General features: G+C 60.3%; 19 protein-coding genes. 8 read left to right on the forward strand and 11 right to left on the reverse strand.

Going from position 1 to position 18,345, the window contains the following annotated elements:
- Window positions 1-55: 55 nt before the first annotated feature.
- The 9 genes from AC07FD_RS05130 to AC07FD_RS05170 all read right to left on the reverse strand — a co-directional run bounded on the left by AC07FD_RS05130 (window position 56) and on the right by AC07FD_RS05170 (window position 9,680).
- Window positions 56-553: a DUF1097 domain-containing protein gene (locus AC07FD_RS05130; protein WP_478348943.1), complete on the reverse strand. Its 498-nt coding sequence runs from the start codon at window positions 551-553 to the stop codon at window positions 56-58.
- Between the two features lie 142 nt (window positions 554-695).
- Window positions 696-1,739 (reverse strand): NAD(P)-dependent alcohol dehydrogenase, encoded by a 1,044-nt coding sequence (locus AC07FD_RS05135; protein WP_478348944.1) that lies wholly within the window; start codon window positions 1,737-1,739, stop codon window positions 696-698.
- 45 nt (window positions 1,740-1,784) lie between these two features.
- Window positions 1,785-3,416, reverse strand: coding sequence for a chaperonin GroEL (gene groEL, locus AC07FD_RS05140; RefSeq protein ID WP_478348945.1), 1,632 nt, complete (start codon window positions 3,414-3,416; stop codon window positions 1,785-1,787).
- 77 nt (window positions 3,417-3,493) lie between these two features.
- Entirely contained in the window at window positions 3,494-4,291 is a 798-nt protein-coding gene (locus AC07FD_RS05145; RefSeq protein WP_478348946.1) for an iron-sulfur cluster assembly protein, read from the reverse strand.
- Between the two features lie 5 nt (window positions 4,292-4,296).
- The gene (locus tag AC07FD_RS05150; protein ID WP_478348947.1) at window positions 4,297-5,319 is read right to left on the reverse strand and encodes an amidohydrolase family protein; all 1,023 of its coding nucleotides are present in this window, start codon (window positions 5,317-5,319) and stop codon (window positions 4,297-4,299) included.
- Between the two features lie 73 nt (window positions 5,320-5,392).
- Window positions 5,393-5,764: an MmoB/DmpM family protein gene (locus tag AC07FD_RS05155; RefSeq protein WP_478348948.1), complete on the reverse strand. Its 372-nt coding sequence runs from the start codon at window positions 5,762-5,764 to the stop codon at window positions 5,393-5,395.
- Window positions 5,765-5,780: 16 nt separating this feature from the next.
- Window positions 5,781-6,839 carry an aromatic/alkene monooxygenase hydroxylase subunit beta gene (locus AC07FD_RS05160; RefSeq protein WP_478348949.1) on the reverse strand — a complete coding sequence of 353 codons (1,059 nt, stop codon included), beginning with the start codon at window positions 6,837-6,839 and terminating at the stop codon, window positions 5,781-5,783.
- A gap of 48 nt (window positions 6,840-6,887) precedes the next feature.
- The gene (locus tag AC07FD_RS05165) at window positions 6,888-7,949 is read right to left on the reverse strand and encodes a 2Fe-2S iron-sulfur cluster-binding protein (RefSeq protein WP_478348950.1); all 1,062 of its coding nucleotides are present in this window, start codon (window positions 7,947-7,949) and stop codon (window positions 6,888-6,890) included.
- A gap of 57 nt (window positions 7,950-8,006) precedes the next feature.
- The gene (locus tag AC07FD_RS05170; protein ID WP_478348951.1) at window positions 8,007-9,680 is read right to left on the reverse strand and encodes an aromatic/alkene/methane monooxygenase hydroxylase/oxygenase subunit alpha; all 1,674 of its coding nucleotides are present in this window, start codon (window positions 9,678-9,680) and stop codon (window positions 8,007-8,009) included.
- Between the two features lie 114 nt (window positions 9,681-9,794).
- Here AC07FD_RS05170 and AC07FD_RS05175 point away from each other — a divergent pair, with 114 nt between their 5' ends.
- From AC07FD_RS05175 to AC07FD_RS05195, 5 genes are all read left to right on the forward strand, one after another.
- Window positions 9,795-9,995, forward strand: coding sequence for a hypothetical protein (locus AC07FD_RS05175; RefSeq protein WP_478348952.1), 201 nt, complete (start codon window positions 9,795-9,797; stop codon window positions 9,993-9,995).
- Between the two features lie 248 nt (window positions 9,996-10,243).
- Complete coding sequence (locus AC07FD_RS05180; protein ID WP_478348953.1) at window positions 10,244-10,717, forward strand: hypothetical protein; 474 nt, start codon at window positions 10,244-10,246, stop codon at window positions 10,715-10,717.
- The gene (locus AC07FD_RS05185) at window positions 10,714-11,037 is read left to right on the forward strand and encodes a hypothetical protein (RefSeq protein WP_478348954.1); all 324 of its coding nucleotides are present in this window, start codon (window positions 10,714-10,716) and stop codon (window positions 11,035-11,037) included. The genes AC07FD_RS05180 and AC07FD_RS05185 overlap by 4 nt, the downstream gene beginning before the upstream one ends.
- 12 nt (window positions 11,038-11,049) lie before the next feature.
- Window positions 11,050-12,171 (forward strand): WD40 repeat domain-containing protein, encoded by a 1,122-nt coding sequence (locus AC07FD_RS05190; protein WP_478348955.1) that lies wholly within the window; start codon window positions 11,050-11,052, stop codon window positions 12,169-12,171.
- A gap of 32 nt (window positions 12,172-12,203) precedes the next feature.
- Entirely contained in the window at window positions 12,204-12,377 is a 174-nt protein-coding gene (locus tag AC07FD_RS05195) for a hypothetical protein (RefSeq protein WP_167458684.1), read from the forward strand.
- A 102-nt stretch (window positions 12,378-12,479) separates the two neighbouring features.
- Here AC07FD_RS05195 and AC07FD_RS05200 read toward each other — a convergent pair whose 3' ends face one another.
- Complete coding sequence (locus AC07FD_RS05200) at window positions 12,480-13,907, reverse strand: hypothetical protein (RefSeq protein WP_478348956.1); 1,428 nt, start codon at window positions 13,905-13,907, stop codon at window positions 12,480-12,482.
- Window positions 13,908-14,458: 551 nt separating this feature from the next.
- On the opposite strand from AC07FD_RS05200, the gene AC07FD_RS05205 reads away from it, so the two are divergent.
- From AC07FD_RS05205 to AC07FD_RS05215, 3 genes are all read left to right on the forward strand, one after another.
- A complete protein-coding gene (locus AC07FD_RS05205) occupies window positions 14,459-14,683 on the forward strand; it encodes a hypothetical protein (RefSeq protein WP_095080680.1) in 225 nt (74 codons plus the stop codon).
- A 453-nt stretch (window positions 14,684-15,136) separates the two neighbouring features.
- Window positions 15,137-15,895, forward strand: coding sequence for a LuxR C-terminal-related transcriptional regulator (locus AC07FD_RS05210; protein ID WP_478348957.1), 759 nt, complete (start codon window positions 15,137-15,139; stop codon window positions 15,893-15,895).
- A gap of 386 nt (window positions 15,896-16,281) precedes the next feature.
- Window positions 16,282-17,703, forward strand: coding sequence for a glutamate-1-semialdehyde 2,1-aminomutase (locus AC07FD_RS05215; RefSeq protein WP_478348958.1), 1,422 nt, complete (start codon window positions 16,282-16,284; stop codon window positions 17,701-17,703).
- A gap of 221 nt (window positions 17,704-17,924) precedes the next feature.
- On the opposite strand, the gene AC07FD_RS05220 is transcribed toward AC07FD_RS05215, so the two are convergent.
- On the reverse strand, window positions 17,925-18,263 hold the full coding sequence (locus tag AC07FD_RS05220) for a hypothetical protein (RefSeq protein ID WP_478348959.1): 339 nt from the start codon (window positions 18,261-18,263) through the stop codon (window positions 17,925-17,927).
- Window positions 18,264-18,345 lie beyond the last annotated feature (82 nt).

The raw sequence follows: 18,345 nt of genomic DNA on the forward strand, positions 1-18,345 counted from the left end.
GGGTTTGGGGAAGCTCGTCTACCGAATTGCCTTCAGGCAGCGGTCACGGACATGATCAGGTCTTCGCGACAGCACCAGCCACTTTCTCCGAGACGAAGCCGAGGATGTTGCCGATGATCAGTGAAATCACCACGGCCGTCGCGACCTTGACGATGCCGGCGGCACCTTCGCCATAGGCGGCCGCACCTAGCAGAAAAAGTGCCGCGGTCGTTGCATAGCCATAGACCGCCGACGGAATGGCGCTCAGCAACGGCAGCTTGGCGGCGAGGATCAGGACGATGATCGAAATGCCGACGCAAATACCGGCCATGATCGCCGTAACGCCAATCGACGTCAGGGCTATCAAGGCGCCGACCGCGCAGATCGCGCCCCAGAGGTTTGCAACCGCCGAGTTCTTGAACCCGGCCTCCTTGCCGCCGCAGTGATAGAAACTTCCCCAGCCGACGAAAACCGCCCAGATCAGCAGATAAGGGTTGCCGATCGCGATCGCGGCCCAAGTTGCAATGCCTCCCATAATGCCGATGACGACGGCCAGTCCTGTCACAAGATCCATGTTGTCCTCCCGTTTTTAAACACCACGAAGCAAGGAAACTCGTATGGGATCGCGCTTCGCCGACGTTCCCGATCTGCAAACGTCATGGCATCGGCCATGACGCGGCACGCCCGTCTCGTGCCGCGTTCAGTCCAGAGGCTTTTCAGGGAACGATGACACCACGGCCGGTGAACCGGCGGTTCTTGAAATCGTCGAGCGCGGTGTTGATGCTGGCGAGATTGTATTCGGTGTAGTGCATCTTCACCTTGCCGTCGGCGTTGAGCTCCATCAGTTCGACAAGCTCGGTGAAATTGCCGACCAGGCTGCCGCCGATGTTGATCTCCTCGATGACGAGATGCGCGGTCGGTACGTTGATGTTGCCGCCATAGCCGACGACGAACAGTTGCCCGCCCTTGCGCACCATCTTCCAGCAGATGTTCTCGACACCGAGTTCACCGACGAAATCGATGACCACATGCGCGCCACCGCCGGTGATCTGGCTGACTTCCTCGACAATGTTTGGCCCGCCATCGAGGACGAAGTCGGCGCCAAGGTCCTTGGCCAGCACCCGCGCTGCAGGTTCGCGATCGACGGCGATGATGCGGCAACCCGAAATCGCGTGCAGCGATTGCAACGCGATATGACCGAGCCCGCCTATGCCGAGCAGCACGCAGTAGCTCCCCGGCCGCAGCAGCTTGGCGGCGCGCTTGGCGGCGCGGTAGGCGGTGATGCCGGCATCGGCCAGCGGCGCCACCTCGATCGGCGTGATGTTGGCGTTGAGCTTGATCAGCGAACGTTCGCTGGTGATGAAATACTCGGCGAAGCCACCATTCATGCCAAGGCCGGGGAACTGGCCGTTGTCGCAGTACATGTCCTCGCCATGGCGGCAGTTGAGGCAGATGCCGCATGAGCGGAAGGGGTGGCAGATCACCGCGTCGCCGCGCTTGACCGATCTGACGCCGCTGCCGACCTCCTCGACCCAGCCGGCATTCTCGTGGCCCATGATATAGGGTAACAGCGTGCCTTCAGGGTCCATGGTCGGCTTCCACACCCCTTCGATGATGTGCAAATCGGTACGGCAGAGGCCGGCGGCACCGACCCGCACGATCACCTCGTCGGGCGCGGTGATCGTCGGCGCCTTGACCTCCTCGATCTTGAGCAGGACGTTCATCTTCGGGTCGTATTCGTAGAGTCTGGCGGCTTTCATGGCTGTGTCCTTTCAACGTCGAAATCGTTCCGTTGCAATGTTGCTTCAGGCGCGGCCGAGCTTTTCCGACCCGCCGCCACGCGCCGGTCCGGCGGTCGGATCCTCATCCTCGGCCAGATCGCCAATCAGCGTTTCTGTGGTCAGGATCAGCGTCGCCACGGAAGCTGCGTTGGCGAGCGCTGTGTAGGTCACGCGGACCGGATCGATGATGCCTGCCTCGAACATGTTCTGATACGCGCCGGTCGAGGCGTTGTAGCCATAGCCGCCGTTGATGCGGGTGACCTCGACCACCACGGCTTCCGGGTCGGCGCCGGCATTGGCGGCGATGCGCCACAGCGGTCGCGACAGGACCGAGCGCACCAGGCGCACGCCCTCGGCGACATCGCCATCGACGCCGGCCGCGACCTTGTCGAGCAACGGGGCGATCTGCGCGAGTGCCGAACCACCGCCGGCGACGACGCCCTCCTCGGACGCGGCGCGCACCGCATTCAAGGAATCCTCGATCAGCTGGATGGTCCGCTTCTGCTCGACCGGCGTGACACCGCCGGCATAGAGGATCGCGGTGCCGCCAGAGAGCTTGGCCAGGCGTTCGCGCAGCTTGTCCTGATCGATGTTGGGCGGCGAGGCTTCATACTGCCGCTGCACCTGGGCGCGGCGCGATGCGATTGCACTGGGGTCGCCGCCGCCACGAATGATCGAGGTGTAGGACGAACTGGTCTTCACCCGGTCAGCGGTACCGAGATCCTCGGCAGTGACGTCCTCGAGCCGGCCGCCGAGATCGCGGGCGATCACCTTGCCGCCGGTGATGATGGCCAGATCCTCCATCATCGCCTTGCGCCAGTGGCCATATTCCGGCGGATGGACGACGAGATATTTTCCCGGCCCCCGCTTGCCGAGCAGCGTCACCACCACTTCCGGCGACATTTCCTCGGACACGATCAGCAGCGGCCGGCCAGCCTCGTCTGCAATGCGGCGAACCGCATCCAGCGCCTCGGGTTCCTTGATCTTGAGGTCGGTCATCAGGATGTAGGGCCGTTCGAGCACCGCCTCCATCTTCTCCTGGTCGGTCACCATGTGATGCGAGAGGTAGCCGCGTTCGAAGGACATGCCCTCGACCACATCGAGCGTGGTCTCGGTGGTGACGCTGAAGTCGGTGGTGATGACGCCTTCGGCTCCCACCCGCTGATGGGCTTCCGCCACGAGCGCCCCAAGCTTGGTGTTGGTCGCGGCGATGTTGGCGACCGAAGCCAGGATGCCATTGCCCTTTGCCGGCTTCGCCGAAGCCTTGAGGGCTGCCACCACCGCCGCCACCGCCAGATCGATGCCTTTGCAGAGGTCGACGGATTTGACGCCGCGTTCATTCGCCTCGACACCGCCCTGGATCAGCGCGTTGGCGAGCACGATGGCGGTCGTGGTGCCGTCACCGGCGATTTCGTTGGTCTGCATCGACACTTCGCGGACCACTTGCGCGCCCATGTTTTCGAAACGGTCGTGCAGTTCGATCTCGGAGGCGATGCTGACGCCGTCGCGGGTCACCATCGGTGTCCCGATCGGCCGGTCGATCATGGCGTTCATGCCTTTGGGGCCGAGCGTCGGCTCGACAGCAGCGGCCAACCGGAAGACGCCGCGGGCAAGAGCACGACGCGCCTCGGAATTGTGAAGCATAATTTTGGGCATGATTCCTCCTTCCGCCTTACGGGCGGGTTGTTGGTTAGGGGCCTCGTGCTAGGGAGGCCGTTGTTGTCAGTTCTGCCTCAGGCGGTCGGCGCGGCTCGAGCCGGCACGCGATCCATGATGAAATCGACCAGTGTCGGTTCGCCGTCGATCACATCCAGTTCCTTGTATCTTGTGTGTTTAAGCCCCCGGCAAAGCGCGCCGTTGAACTCCATGTTGATGCGCACACCGCGCAGTTCGCCGAGATACCCAGTCAGGGCCGCGGGCGGAATCCGCTCCCCATCCCACGTCACGAAGACAGGATCATCGAGCCGGTGGTCGGGAAAACGCTCAAGCAGAACCGCCCTGTATCTCGGCTTCTGTTTGTCCGCTTCGCCCGGTTCGAACCGGGCAGCGTCGTATGCCGGCAGGTCCATCCCGAGAATCTCGCGATCGGTCAGACCGTGCTGCCGCAGGCCGCGCAAGACCGCCTCCTGGCGCCGCTTGAACGCCTTCATCCTGAAGGTTTCGCGCAAAGCGCCGAGATCCTGATCCTCGGCAAGCTCGGCAAAAATGTCGCCGAATGTCTTGCCGGCCTCCATGCCGCGATTGACCTCTTCGGCGAACATGTGGTCGTGCAGCTTGATGCGATAGGCCGGCGCCCAGGAGAGCTGGTCGAGCGCCTTGCGGACGCCGTCCAGCATCAGGAACGCGAAGTTGGGCGAGCACCAGTAGGTCGGCAGGCGGAAGTCTATCTCCACGCTGCCCTCGCCCGTCACCTGCGCCCGCTCGACGAAGCCCATCTCGGTGACCGGTTCGTCGAGCTCCGGGTCGTTGACCTCACCAAGGCGCCGCCAGAGTTCCTTCTCGCGGTTGCCGGAAACGCTGGCGGTCACCATGGCCCCTACTCCGCCGCGATGCTGAAGGGCGAACTGGCGAGCGCTTTCTTCTTGGCTTCAATGTCGATGTTGTAGAGACGCGCGGCGTTGAGGCCGAGGATCTTCTCCTTGATCTCGTCGGTCAGTTGCACCCCGCGTTCCGCGGCGATATCTTCTGGAATCTGGTAGGCCCAGAATTTCTCGACCAGCCAGCGCGGCGTCCAGATTGCGTAGTCGGAACCGAACAGGATCTTCTCCGGTCCGATCCAGAACAGCAGTTCGGCGATGACTTCGCCGAAATAGCGCGGGCGGGAATGGATGAAGGGCAGTGCCACCGCCAGGCCGCCATAGACATTGGTTTCCTGCGTCGCGATCCAGCAGAAATCGTCGAGGCGCGGCAGGCCGCAATGCTCGACAATCCAGTTGAGGTTCTGGAAATCCGTTGCAGCATGATCGACATCATGGACGTCGAAGGCGTCCTTCGAGAGCGGGATGATGGTCGGACCCTTGTGGACGTGGATGTTCTTGATGCCAAGCTTGTCGCAGAGTTCGAAGCATTTGTAGGCATCGGGATCGGTGAGCTTCCAGCCCTTGGAGGCACCGTTCCATTCGGCCGTGTACATCTTCACGCCCTTGACGTCATAGGTCTCCTTGAGGAAGTGGATGTACTCGAGCGCCTTCTCACCATCGCGCGGATCGAATGCGCCATTGACGATGAAACGCTCCGGGTAGCGCTTGGCCACTTCGGCGTTGCGCTCGATGGTGTTGAAGCCATTCTTGTAGAAGTCCTTGAGATAGGTCGACTGGACGATCGCCACATCGTCGGGACCGTCGATGAACAGGTCGCGATAGAGATCGTCGGCGCTGTACTTTTCGAACTTCGACTTCTCCCACAGCTGGTCCTTGGGGCTCAGCCCCGTGTGATAGGCATAGAAGCACTCGATGAACTGCTTGCCATGGACATTTTTCTGGTTCTCGGGGCTGCCGTCCCAGAAATGGGTGTGGCCGTCGACCACGAAAATATCCTTGCCTTCCGGTGTCCTAAACATTCTTCCCTCCGCGAGATGGGTGTTGATCGGTTCGGCGCGCCGCCATCACGCGGCGCGCCTGATTCTTTGGCGTCTATTCGATGTATTCGAACATCTCGTCCATGTTGCCGAACAGGATCACGGTGTTGTCGTCGATGCGCACCATCCGGCCGTAGTGGGTGGAGCTGTTGACCTCGAAGGTTTCCGCCGTCATCTCGCGGCCGAGATATTCGCTGATCTCATCCATCTTGAAGATCAGCTTGCCGCTGCCATCGATGCGGATCATCGCCGGCTGGTAGGTGATCGTCACCCCGGGCTTCTTGCCCATGAATTCGGCGATGGCCCTGGCTTCGACCGAGTCGTTCATGGTGACGCCGCACTGATGCGAAATCGTCTGTTCGAAGGTGATGTCCTTCATCTCCTTGAAGATGTTGGAATGAGTGGCGTCGCGTGCTGCTAATGACATGACAATTTCCCTTTTTTCAGCGCTTGAGGCCGAGTTCGCCAAGGATCTGGCCAATCCGTTCGTCGGATTTGGCACGGACATCCGCGAATGCGACCGGCTTGGAATGCGGCATCGACCAGATCGGCTGCAGGCCGATGGCTGCCTTGTCGGCCAGCGCGCCGTGTTTCTTGATCCAACCCTGGAAGAGCTTGCGGTTGGCGGCGCCATGCGTCTCGTCATTGGCGAGGAGGTGCATGAGGTCGATGGTATTGGCGAGGTTGCGCTCATAGTCGGCTTCGGCTGCCGAAATCACCGCCGGTGTGATGAAGTCGTGGTTGGCAGCGGCAATCTGCATCAGGAAGCCGGAGCGGAACACTTCGCCGACCAAGGGTTCGAAGATGATGTTGATGGCGAAATACTGTTCGAGATAATCGGACGCACCCATGATGGTCTCGACCGCTTCGCGCGTGCCTTGCCAGTTCTTGTCCTCGAGCCAGGCCTTCTTGCCGAGTTCGTCGTCCCAGCCAGGCAGGTCCATGCCGATCTCGGCAAGGTAGAGCGTGATGTCCTGCGCAAGCCTGAGCTTGTAGGACGAGTTGGTCAGCGTGGCGTTGTTGATCATCTGGGTGTAGCCGTAACGCTGCGCCTGCATCAGCGAAGTGCCGAGCCCGAATTCGGCGTGCTTCCAGGCGCCGAGTTGCGTCTGCAGGATCTTGATCCAGGCCTTGTCGAAGGTTTTCGGTGCGCCCGACTTGCGGGCATTGTTGATGACGCTCTGCACCATCGTCTCGATTTTCGACTGGCGTTGGTAGTGGGTGCGCTCCCATTCCTGATCGGGGGCGCGGAAGGCATGCCAGTTGGAGCTCTGCGCGGCGGTATTCTGCTTGACGTAGGCGCCCTTGCCGTCGGCAAACGAGATGATCCAGTCCTGGATCAGGTAACGCTCAGGATCGGGCTGCACGTCGACCGTCATGTCCTCATAGTGGGTGGCACGCTGACCCTTCGGGTCGAAATACCGGTACTTCCGGCTGTCGGAGTCGGCAAAGATCGCCGCACCGGCGGCTCCGGATCCGACTGAACTTGAAATAGCTGCCATAGTTCTCTCTCCCTTGTTGCGGTTGCGATTGGCCTTGCGTGGCCGCCCTCAATGGGCCGGCGTTGCACCTACCGATGTGGTGAACTTGTCGAAGAAAATCCGCTCCGTTTCGAACCCGTTCATGAACAGGACAGGCTGCAGCGCATCGATCATCGGCGGCGGGCCACAGGCATGGACATCGCCCTGCCCGTCGACCGCCAGTTGCTTGAGCTTGGCATCGACACTCTGGTGTACGAAGCCGCGTTCGCCCTGCCATTCGGCGTCATCGTTCGCGTGCGACAGCACGGGAATGAAGGTGACGTCGGAATGATTGCCGACCAGTTCGGCGATCCTGTCGAGATAGAACAGGTCGTTGCGCGTCCGGGCGCCGTAGAAGAAATAAACCGGACGCTTCTCGCCGCTCTTCAGATGGTCGTTGAGGATCGACCAGATCGGCGACATGCCCGAGCCGGCGCCAACCAGGATCAGTGGTCCTTGCCGTTCGTCGCGGCGGAAACAGGTTCCGTAGGGTCCGACGACGGTGACTTCGGCTCCGGCGCTGATGCCTCCGGAATCGAGTTCTCCCGAGAATTTTCCTTCAGGGTATTTTTTGATGATGAAGGAGAGTTCTTGGGTTTGGTCCGGCGTATTTGCCATGGAGAACGAGCGCGTAATCGTCTCCCCTTTTTGCGTGGTAACCGTGATGTCGACATATTGCCCCGCCCAGAACTTCATTGGGGAGCCGAGTTCGATCTCGATGCCGCGAATGTCGTGGGTCAGGTGCTCGACCCGAGCAATCCGGCCCTTGTACGTCTTCACGGCGATCGCTTTCGCCAAAATCTCCTCGTCGTAGTTGAGAAGCTCGACTTCCAGATCGGAGTAGGCGATGCAGCGACACAAAAGGACGTGGCCGCTCTCCTTCTCCATGTCGTTCAGCGCGAAGGTCGAGTATTTCAGCATTTCGGCTTCGCCATCGAGCAACACGCTTTTGCAGGCCGAGCATTGCCCTTCCTTGCAGCCATGCGGCAGGGCAATCCCCTGGCGAAACGCGGCGTTGAGCAGCGTTTCGCCATGCTCGACCTCGAAATCGACGCCGACCGGGCTAAGCCTGACCGTGTGGGTTTCCGACATGCGGACCTCCAGTGAGATGAGCCGAGGGGCGGGGCGAACCCGCCCCCCTTGGCCTGATCAGTTGCAAGGGGTGATGGTGAAGCCCTTGGCGTATTCCGCCAAATGCTTCTCGCGGTCCGCGGACGACATGCCGCGCAGCGCGTTCAACGGCGATCCGAGCGTGTTGCCGCGCACGTCGTCGAGCGTCCACATCTCCTTGTCGTCGAAGCGCATATGCGGTTGCGGAACCAGCGTCTTGCCGTCGGAACGGACGAAGTTCAGGTCCTTGATCGCATCAGCCAGATCCCAGCCGTCATAGAGCGTCTCCCACTCGCGCTTGCCGCTGAAGCGGCCCATCGCGGGCGTCGGACGGCCCTGATACTCGTCGGCAAAGGCCACCGTCGCGGTCCACTTGTCGAGTTCATGGGCGAAGGTGTGCAACTGGCCGTCGATCTCGCCGACCACCATGTCCTCGCGGATCAGGCAAGGAACGAGGCAGGACCAGCAGCGGTGCGGATAGACGTAGCCGACGTCGCTGTTGAAAAGCAGCACCTTCTCGCCCTTGTGGCTGAGCTTGGCGTACCATCTCCAGAAGTCGCCGAACTCGGCGTACCAGCCGGGATATTTGTGCTCGAACCACTCGAAGTCCTTGTCGGTCTGGGCTTCGATGCGCCAGAAATTGACCGGCCAGCCGACCGCGAAGAACTGTCCGACCTTGTGGACGTAGTTCTTCTTGGTGATGCGTTCCCAGGCAGCCTGGACGTCGTCGTGATGGACCTTGATGCCGTATTTCTCGAGCGGCAGCATGTAGGTGCGGTAGTAGTCCTCATAGATCCAGCGGTGCCACATTTCCGCGTAAGACTCCTTGTTCTTGTCGCGGTTGGTGGTGCCGTATTCGATGAAGGTGCCGATGGCGGCATCGACGATCGCGTGGTTCTGCCAGAAGGCGTAGCGCAGGTCGCGCTCGAGCAGCAGGTGATTTTCCGGTTCCTTGAGCGCCGCCATCAGCAGCGAGTGGCCGTTGCCGATATGCCTGCTCTCGTCCGATTGCACCGACAGGAAGACGGTCGGAAGCGCATAGTCACCGTTGCGGGCGGCCTCCGAAGGCATGGCGACGAACAGCGTGTTGGTGAAGGCGGTTTCGGCCACCACGGTCAGGTACATGCAGGCGGCGGTCATCGTGTCGCCGGTAATGAAGCCTTCGGCGAACTGCCGGCCGATGGTGGTGGCGTAGCACTTTCCGAAGGCTTCCTCGGTGATGTCGAAGCCGGCCGGATCGATGTAGTTCTCCATGTACCATTTCTTCAGGTTCATCTGGATGGTCGAATGACGGAACTCGTCGATCATCTGCATGGTGAAGCCGGTTCTGAGTTCCTCGCCAGGTGCGATGCGGGCGACCATCGCCATCGAGCGGGCGGCAGAGATTTCCGGGAAGGGAATGATGGCCAGGAAGAGCTTCATCCACTCGACCCAGCGCGGTTCGACGTTGCGGAACATGTCGCCGCGCAATGCCGCATCGAGCGCGCCATAGACGCGGTTGTCCTTCTCTTCCTGCATCGGGAAGTAGGATCGCAAAACCTGCTTCATCGGATCGCGCGGCGTCTTGTTGATCTTGTAGTCGGTTGGAAATGTCATCGCTTCCTGCACGTAGGAAGGATTCCAGCCGAGATCGGCAATCTTCTTGGTCGCCTCGCCGACGGAAATTCCGCGTTGCGAGGTAATCTTGTTGAGCGTCAGAGACGTCATGGTCATAAGCCTCCACCAGGTTAGGGCCGCGGGTCCCTCGACCCCGGCATGAAGCGGCGCAAAGCACCGCAGTGAGAGTGCGAACGGCATGACAAAGGGTTGCGCTTCGAGGCGCGACTCATGGCCCGGCCATTCAAGTGGATCGCGGCAAAGGTTTTCGAGGCGTTTTTGACAGAGACCCGCAGCGCCAACCGCAATTGCGATGGGCGTATCGAAGCGGAATTTGTCTCTGCTTCCTCCGTTCCTTCGTTCTTTTGGCACCGCGCCAAGCGCGATGGGCTTCTTGTGAAAATAAACAGTGCAAGCGTCGTGCCAGTTTGAAAACAAGGTCCGCGGCCAGCGCTTGAAACAAGATCGCCATCTTTTCGGCGTATGCGTGGACAGCAAACTGTAACGTTATCTTACAGGTGTAACTTACGACTGTAATATTTCCCATCTATTCGCAACTGCAACATATCTAGTTAGCAGTCGCAACAAATACCAAAACGCTGACGCCATCTATTTAACTCTCTGTCTTTCTCTACTATCTAAAGCACAGCCCGGGGCGGGCCTGGCGCTGGAGAAAGACCATGTCGAACGATAAGGACAGGAGCGGGCAGCCCCGACCAATGTCCAGCCATGCCGACGGCGTCACCGGCGATCTTGTCAAGCTGATGCCTCGCGATCTGGTCTTTGTCATGCGCTTCATGGGCGAGAGCCAGCACCGCCTGCAAAGCCATTTCCAGGACTTCATCCGGGCCGAGCTTGCCGCCGGCGGTGTCACCACGGAGACGCATCCGATGATCCATCTGTTCATCGAAAACCATGCGATCCTGTTGCGCGACTTCGTGTTTTCCGGCGTTTCGCTGACACGCCAGTTCCGCGTCGACGAGATCGAGCGCTTGACCGGCGACACGACATCGATGATCCGCGTCGACATCTGGGATCAGCTCAAGAGCCACATCGAGACGGCCGAAAAACAGTTCCATTCGCAGGCCGGCACGTTGCCCAAGTTGCTGTCGGCTTTCGAAAAACCGCAGGGATCTTTGGGGAGCGAAAAATGACCGGCGGACCCGATACTGCCAGGCGTGATGCGCTGCTTGCCCGCCGGCTTGACCTCGTCGCCAGCGTCTCCGCCCTCACCGCCGAAGCGCTGCGGCTCAATCAGAAACGCGCCGGCATCGAAATGGACGTCCTGCGCCTGGAGCTGGAAATCGGCAGAAGCGGCGCCAATGCACAACTGGTGCAGGATTTGCATGAAGCAGAGCAGAGCGCGGCGGCGATCATGCAGGCATGCATGGCTTGCGAGGATCGCATCGTCGCGGCGGAAGGCGACATCGAGGACGTTGATCGCCGGCTTGCGGCAACAGCGAACGAGGACTGACGGAGAGATGGCATGAACCAGCAGACGATGCAGAACCTGACCTTGTTCGATCTTTTGGCCCGCAGCTGGCAGCGACCGTCAGCGATCGCCGATCTGCGCTTCAGTGCCGACGGTTCGGCTGTCGCCTTTACCTCCGTCGACGGAACCGTCGTCATTGCCGCGGTCGCGGATCACGAGCCGCCGGAGTCGCGGATCAGGGTGAGCAATGATCTCGGCCAGACGACGATCCGCCCCAGGGAAAAGCCACCGGTACCATTGATCGCCACGGCGGCATTCGGGGACGGCGACGTCCCGCTCGCCACTCATGCGCATTCTGGCTTTCTGGTCGGCGCGGCCAGCGGCGAAGCGCTGCATCTGACCGCCGGCGGTGAAGTCGCCGAACCCGTGGTCAGGATCGACGGGCCGATCGTGGCCATCGATTGCAGCGCCCGGACGACCGCCGTCAGCAACGGAAAAGATGTCTTCCTATCGAGTGGCCAGGGCGATGCGGTGAAGCTGAAACATGCCTTGACATCGTCCATGGACGCCCTTGCGTTCTCACCCGGCGGGACACGCCTCGCCTGCGGCCTTGATGAGGGGCTGTCGATCTGGTCGGCCGAAGGCGACGCTGCCTTGATACGAGACATCCCTCTTTCATCGCGCCCGGTGTCGATCCGCTGGAGCGGCGACGGAGGTTGGTTGGCCTGCGGGCTGGAGACAGGCGGCTTTGCGCTGATCAGCCTGGCCGATGGCCGAGCGGATATCGTCGCGGGATTTCCATCGTCCGTTCGGACGGTGTGCTGGAGCCCGCCGGCAAATGCGCTGTTTGCCTCGGGCGCGTTCCGGGTCGCCGGCTGGTCGATGACCGCTCCGCCATTTGGCGGTGAAACCTCGGGCGCATTGGAGACGGGTCGCGCCGGGCTGGTTCTGGTCGAAGCGTTGGCGGCGCACCCCGAGAAGAAGCTGATTGCCGCGGGTTACGCCAACGGCCGTATCATCGTCGCCCAGATCGGGTCACGCGACGAGCTTCTCGTCAGGCCCCTAGGCAGCGCTGTCACCGCTCTCGCCTGGTCCGGCGACGGGCGGCATCTGGCGATGGGCACCGTCGACGGCACAGCCGCGATCGTCACCTTTCCCGCGCAGATGTTCAAATAGCGGACACAGTCGACTTGAAACAGGAGGATGAAATGCAGACCGAACTCACCGCAGAGGACGAGAGCAAGGACGAATTTTTCGAACGGCTGGCCAAGCTGTCGGAAGAGATGGTGGCCAGGCATGGCAAGGATTTCAGCATGGGCGCGTTGGTGCTGGCCGCCCGCTGGATCGCCGAAAACCGGGTCGGCAAGCTGAAGACCAACTAGGCTGGCGGGACTGTCCGTTCCTCAGGTGACGAGGCGATCCCGTGGAGCGGAGCCGCCGGCGTTGCTACGTCATGGTTGCAGCGTGCCAGACGGCGAAACCATTCATGCTGCCTCTGCCGCTGTCTGATGCCAGGCGGTTCGCTCAAACGCTGTCAACGTGCGCCGAGCATGGACCTTCGTGGCGCAAACCACCGCAAGTGCGATGAAGAAGAGGATGCCTGGATCGGCGCTGCCACCCGACAGTGAGCTGGCAATTATGCCGGCGAGGGAAGCATTCCTGACGCTCGTCACGACTGCTTCGGTTTCTGGGTCCACCCATTCCCGCATCCGTCCCAATCCGCCGACCAGGACGCCGAGCAGGATCGCCATCATCAGCGATCCGAACAGGCCAAGTTGGGAAAGGACTGCGATCGGCCAGCTCGATGCCCTGGAACTGCCGAAACCGACGCCAAGGCCGCTGGTGTCCAGGAAGGACTGCAGGCTCTTGACGTTCCAATAGGTGCGCTCATGGCCTGAGGCAGAATCCGCTTTGTTGATGATGGTGCTGTTGATCAGTCTGACGAAAGGCTCCATGGCTCCGGCATGGTAGAGGCTGATGCCCATGATGGCGACCACGCCTATCGCCATCAGAGCGGTTACCATTATGTCCTCGCGCTCAACCCGCCCCCTGAGGACTGAAACCAACATCGAGAAGGCGACCGGAAGGCACAGGAGAGTAAGACCGACGTAGGCGGTCGATGAAGTCGACAGAATGGTCAGGAAGAGCAGGATGCCCGCCAGCCACTGGGCAAGGCGTGACTTGGTCTTTCTCCAGTAGGTGTAGCAGAATGCCAGGCAGGCGAGCGAAACGCTGGCGAACGAAGAGGCCTCCGCAAATGGTCCCGTGATCCGCACGAAACCTTGCTCGACCGCTTCCGTTATGAGTGCGTAATTGGCGGTTCTGATCGGGGCCAGCAAGTCTCCCGCTCCTGCATTCTTGCCGATAAAATCGACCAGCCCCATGCCCGTGTGCAGACCGCACCACAAGAAGAAGCCGCGGCGGACTTGGTCGATCCTTTGGGAGTGGAGCAGCAGCACACAAAGCGCGATGGCGGTGAGCCCGCCAAGAATGAAGTAGCCCGTCTGCGAGGTGTTGGCCGAAACGGGGGCCAAGGACGCTTCGACGACAGCGCCCCGGGTTTTCGACTGCACGAAGACGGCGGTCTGTCCTGCGAAGAATCTTGGAAACAGCCATGCCCCGATGATTGCGTAAGCCATGAGGCTTGTGAGAACCCAGACCGGGCGGATGCTCCCGAGCACACTTCCAAGGTCGAGCCAGATGCGCCGCCTGACTGTCACGGCCATGACGAGCAGGGCCGCAAACATGGTGTAGATCAGCGGAGACGACCCTCCTAGAAAGGTTAGCGTCACGATGGCGGTCGCACCGAACGCCTGGGACGCGATCAGGCCGATGATCAGCATTCCCCTGGAATATCGGGCAACGGCCAAAATCGCCGCGCACACCAGCAGCCCGACCAAAGAGACCTGCATTGTTGATCGAGCCTCCCGCTTGGTTTGGCCCTAGACTGTGCGGACGCAGGAAGCCGTCCGACCGCCCATCTTTCGGCAGATGGATATCGCGGGCAAGAGAGCCAAAGGACGTAGCCTGACACCCGCATCCGCAGGACGTGCAGGTGCTCCTCCCCGCGGTGGGTGCCGAAGCGTGATCGTCCGCCCGGCGTACGCTTAAAGGTTGAATAGCTGAATGTCCCGGTCACGGCTGCTGCGTTGTAAAATTCACGGCGGCAGATCGGAGGATATGAAAAGAGTGCCTTTTCGTTTTCGAGCGAGGGGTGACCAGCAGGTCGGTGGGCTTCTTTGTTTCGCGATGGCAGTCCGGCCTACGCCTCCTGCAAACGGCTAACCCACGGTCCGCGAACGCCTACTAAAGAACGCCTCGACCAAAGAAAATAGTAATCTTACAGTACGGTTGCAGGCTTGTTTTTGCTTTCAGTTGCAAAATCCTGTGTTAATGATGAAATTGTGGGAGCGCTGGGCAAAGGGCGGGTTGTTTGAGTTCCAGCACCAGGAGGAGAAGCGGTATGACCACTCAGGTTGTACAGAGCGTATTCGGTCCCAAGCAGGTCACGAAACTCAAGGAAGTTTACGAGCGGGCGCGGGTAGTGGAGGCAAATTATCCCGAGTCCCACATTGCCAGCAAAGCCGCCAAAAGGCTTATAGAGGCCTTCGAAACCGTGATCCACGTTGACGGGACGGTTCTGGATGTGAAGTGGCTCAGCGAGGCCAATCCCCAGGGAAACGCCTGAGACCAGGCCTCGTCTTGGGGTCTGTGAAGCTATATAGTGAAGGACTTCATTTCTCCCACGTCAGCCTGCCCGCAGGCAGATCCTGCTTGCCGTTCCAAATCAACCTCTTGGGACCTGGCTTGACGGCGGGTTCGCCGCGCGGAGTTGCGCACTGGGAACGGCCGGGCCGTCCCATCCAAGGTCTCGCAGCGCTCGGGATCCACTGTGTACGTTTCATACACAGACTTAAAAATTTTACCGAAAATTAACCTAAGTTAGAGACTGCTTATGGATAGCCCATAGACTGCCCAAGCTGCTGTACATGTTGGCAGCCAAGAACTGCTCAAGGCTCCAGGTTGGGGTAACGGCCTGAAGCTTTAAAATGGGTTGGGTATCAAACTTTCAATTCAAGAGATGAGGGGCTTTGTTGGGCGCCGCTAAGCGGCTTTCGTTGGGGAAAGGGTGGGTATAAGTATGGGTTCCACAGTAGGACTGCATAACTACACTTCGACAAATCAATCGGGTGTTCCGTCTGGCGGAATAGAAAATGTCCACGAGCAGGTAGGCAAGCAATACCTTCTCATGCTGGACGGAAGGGCACTAGACCGCGAGTGTCTTGCATCGGCCCTCGAGGATCACGAACTCGGCATGGCGGTCGTCGCCATGGGCTCGATCGAAGAATGGCGCATGAAGAAGGGGGCAGCCCCTCCACTTGCAGCTATCCTCTTCAACCTTGGCGGCCGGAAGGTCACCGATCATGGCATCGCCGACGAGATCAGGCATATTTCGTCCGAATTCAAGTCGGTCCCCGTGGTCATCCTGGCAGACACCGAAGACCTTGGACAGATACTGACGGCTCTCGAATGCGGCGCACGCGGCTACATTCCGACCTCGGTCGGGATCGACGTCTGTGTCGAGGCGATCAACCTTGCGGCAGCGGGAGGCATCTTCGTCCCGGCGAGCAGTGTCCTTTCCATGCGGCACCTTATAGGTTCAGGTAGCCGCGACACGCAGCCTTTGACGGGCATGTTCACGCTCAGGCAGGCAGAGGTCGCCCAGGCGCTTCGGCGCGGCAAGGCGAACAAGATCATCGCCTACGAGCTGAACCTGCGCGAAAGCACCGTGAAGGTCCACATCCGAAACATCATGAAGAAATTGAAGGCCAGCAACCGCACGGAAGTGGCCTACAAGGTCAATGATCTCTTCGCAGAGGGAGCTCTGGCCGAAGAGTGATTGCAAACAGCAAGACGACCCGCCTTGGGTGAACCCTGGCGGGTCGTATTTGTACCGTACTACAGATTCATTCAATGACGGCCGATGGATTTCCGTTGCCTTGAATGGCGTCGGGAGCCGTCTGAGATTTACGGTCGCGCTCCGACGCGAATCGTTGCCCCTAACTCCCGACAGTGTGCCGCAGGTGGACATTTGCGGAGTGCTCCGAAACGCCTGGATCCGTAGCGATGATCCAGTTCTGTGGCACCCTGAAAGGCTGTTCCATTTGCTCGGTATCAGTCGGTGCCCACCTGTGTATCCACCATAAGTGCTAACCGCTGACCTTATGGAGAACGCGAAATCCTGAGCCGAGCATGTAGACTTCCTGCCGGGATGGAGTGGTCGGCATGTCTGAGCAAAGCCTTCGTTTTCGCAAATCCGTCCGCCTGCAGGAACGCGGTCGTGAACTGATCCCGGGCGGTAGCCACACCTACGCAAAAGGCGAAGACCAGTATCCCGTCCTCGCGCCGGGCTTCATCGAGCGTGGTTTGGGATGCCATGTCTGGGACGTCGACGGGAACGAGTACATCGAATACGGCATGGGCAACCGTTCCGTCGGGCTGGGACACGCCTACCCGACCGTGGTCAGAGCCGTGGAGACAGCCCTCCAAGGTGGATCCAATTTCACGCGGCCCGCCAGGATCGAAGTCGACTGCGCCGAGACGTTCCTGGAGCTCATCGGCGCGCAGATGGTGAAGTTCTGCAAGGACGGATCGGATGCGACTTCGGGAGCCGTTCGCCTTGCCCGCGCCTACACGGGTCGCGATCTCGTTGCCTGCTGCGCCGACCATCCCTTCTTTTCGACGGACGATTGGTTCATCGGGACCACACCGATGAATGCCGGAATTCCGGAGGCGGTCCGAAAGCTCACCGTCACTTTCCGGTACAACGACATCGCCAGCGTAAGGGATTTGTTCGACAGGCATCCCGGCAAGCTGGCGGCACTGATCCTCGAGCCTTCCCGCGGCGACGATCCGGTTGACGGATTCCTGCATGAAGTCCAGCGTCTCTGCAGGGAAAAGGGCGCACTGCTCATCCTCGACGAGATGATCACCGGGTTCAGATGGCATGCGGCCGGGGCGCAGAAGCTCTATGGCATAGAGCCGGACTTGTCGACATTCGGCAAGGCGCTTGGCAATGGGTTTTCGGTCTCGGCCCTGGCCGGCAAACGCGAATACATGCGGCTCGGCGGCCTCGAGCATACGGACCGCCCAAGGGTGTTTCTGCTGTCGACCACGCATGGCGCGGAGACCCATGCGCTTGCGGCGGCGATCGCGACCATGCGGACTTACCAGAACGAGTCCGTGATCGAACACCTGCACCGTCAGGGGACGAAACTGAGGACGGGGATCGCAGAGGCTGCCAGACGGCATGGGGTGGATGGGCACTTCAAGGTTGTCGGCCGTCCCTGCTGCCTGGCATATGCCACGCTCGACCCCAACGGCAAGCCGTCACAGACATACCGCTCGCTGTTCCTGCAGGAGACGATCAGGCGTGGAGTGCTCATGCCGTCTCTCGTCGTCAGCTACACCCACGACGACGCGGCCGTCATGAAGACGATAGAGGCCGTCGACGGTGCCCTGGCGGTCTATGCGCAGGCCCTGGAATCGGGAACGAGCCGTTTCTTGGTAGGCCGCCCCACGCAGGTTGTCTTCCGCCGTTACAACAATGGTGACGGCCGAGGTGAAATGACGACTCCAGAGAACCCTCCAGCCGCGAATAATGCGACCATGGGGCAATCTGAAGCCCGGCTCGCGGCAACATCCTGACGCCACGAAGGCGTTGCTTTCTCGTTCTCTTGGACCAAAGACGGACCCTTATGCGGCAATCCCGCATTGTTTCCGTATGAGGCGATGGGACAGGATCTCACGTCGGCTGCGAAAGCAGCAAGGTGCGGGCTGTCAAGGCCCTTCAGGCGAGTGAGGTACAGGACACGGGCCGAAGCCATCGCTGGCTTGCACAGGCGCTTTGCTGCCGCGGAATCCGCCGATCAATCTACTGCAGGAACAGGCTCGGGGAAGGTGTATATGCCCACCCATTTAACGGCTTCCTCGATCGTATCGAAGTTCTTGTGCAGCCCGCTCAGCAGCCCGAAGCCTGTCTCGAGGAACCACTTGCCTTTCGTGCAGTAGGCTTCCTCGTCGATCTGGGTAAGCACGGCGACCAGTTGGTCGGATTTCCACACCAGAACCCCGGATTCTCCGCCCTCGACTGTTCCGATGCGAGCTTCGCTGAAAGAGAATCCCGGCGCAATGATTGCATTGCCCATTTTGATAAAAATCCCTTCAATTTCAAAATGGAAGGCAGAAAAAGCAGAAAGGAAAGCCATTGGATCGATGGCCCGCTTCTGTGGTATTTTTCACTCAGATGCAGCGATTTAAGTAACAGATCGTCCGGTCAGTTCAACCCCC

The organism is Mesorhizobium waitakense, from assembly GCF_056431085.1.

What these genes read in the sequence shown, in the direction of transcription:
- AC07FD_RS05210 (WP_478348957.1), top strand. Translation starts at nt 15,137, where the DNA reads ATGGGTTCCACAGTAGGACTGCATAACTACACTTCGACAAATCAATCG.
- AC07FD_RS05155 (WP_478348948.1), bottom strand. Translation starts at nt 5,764, where the DNA reads ATGTCATTAGCAGCACGCGACGCCACTCATTCCAACATCTTCAAGGAG.
- AC07FD_RS05165 (WP_478348950.1), bottom strand. Translation starts at nt 7,949, where the DNA reads ATGTCGGAAACCCACACGGTCAGGCTTAGCCCGGTCGGCGTCGATTTC.
- AC07FD_RS05205 (WP_095080680.1), top strand. Translation starts at nt 14,459, where the DNA reads ATGACCACTCAGGTTGTACAGAGCGTATTCGGTCCCAAGCAGGTCACG.
- AC07FD_RS05135 (WP_478348944.1), bottom strand. Translation starts at nt 1,739, where the DNA reads ATGAAAGCCGCCAGACTCTACGAATACGACCCGAAGATGAACGTCCTG.
- AC07FD_RS05195 (WP_167458684.1), top strand. Translation starts at nt 12,204, where the DNA reads ATGCAGACCGAACTCACCGCAGAGGACGAGAGCAAGGACGAATTTTTC.
- AC07FD_RS05160 (WP_478348949.1), bottom strand. Translation starts at nt 6,839, where the DNA reads ATGGCAGCTATTTCAAGTTCAGTCGGATCCGGAGCCGCCGGTGCGGCG.
- AC07FD_RS05170 (WP_478348951.1), bottom strand. Translation starts at nt 9,680, where the DNA reads ATGACCATGACGTCTCTGACGCTCAACAAGATTACCTCGCAACGCGGA.
- AC07FD_RS05215 (WP_478348958.1), top strand. Translation starts at nt 16,282, where the DNA reads ATGTCTGAGCAAAGCCTTCGTTTTCGCAAATCCGTCCGCCTGCAGGAA.
- AC07FD_RS05145 (WP_478348946.1), bottom strand. Translation starts at nt 4,291, where the DNA reads ATGGTGACCGCCAGCGTTTCCGGCAACCGCGAGAAGGAACTCTGGCGG.
- AC07FD_RS05190 (WP_478348955.1), top strand. Translation starts at nt 11,050, where the DNA reads ATGAACCAGCAGACGATGCAGAACCTGACCTTGTTCGATCTTTTGGCC.
- AC07FD_RS05175 (WP_478348952.1), top strand. Translation starts at nt 9,795, where the DNA reads ATGGCCCGGCCATTCAAGTGGATCGCGGCAAAGGTTTTCGAGGCGTTT.
- AC07FD_RS05200 (WP_478348956.1), bottom strand. Translation starts at nt 13,907, where the DNA reads ATGCAGGTCTCTTTGGTCGGGCTGCTGGTGTGCGCGGCGATTTTGGCC.
- groEL (WP_478348945.1), bottom strand. Translation starts at nt 3,416, where the DNA reads ATGCCCAAAATTATGCTTCACAATTCCGAGGCGCGTCGTGCTCTTGCC.
- AC07FD_RS05130 (WP_478348943.1), bottom strand. Translation starts at nt 553, where the DNA reads ATGGATCTTGTGACAGGACTGGCCGTCGTCATCGGCATTATGGGAGGC.
- AC07FD_RS05150 (WP_478348947.1), bottom strand. Translation starts at nt 5,319, where the DNA reads ATGTTTAGGACACCGGAAGGCAAGGATATTTTCGTGGTCGACGGCCAC.
- AC07FD_RS05180 (WP_478348953.1), top strand. Translation starts at nt 10,244, where the DNA reads ATGTCGAACGATAAGGACAGGAGCGGGCAGCCCCGACCAATGTCCAGC.
- AC07FD_RS05185 (WP_478348954.1), top strand. Translation starts at nt 10,714, where the DNA reads ATGACCGGCGGACCCGATACTGCCAGGCGTGATGCGCTGCTTGCCCGC.
- AC07FD_RS05220 (WP_478348959.1), bottom strand. Translation starts at nt 18,263, where the DNA reads ATGGCTTTCCTTTCTGCTTTTTCTGCCTTCCATTTTGAAATTGAAGGG.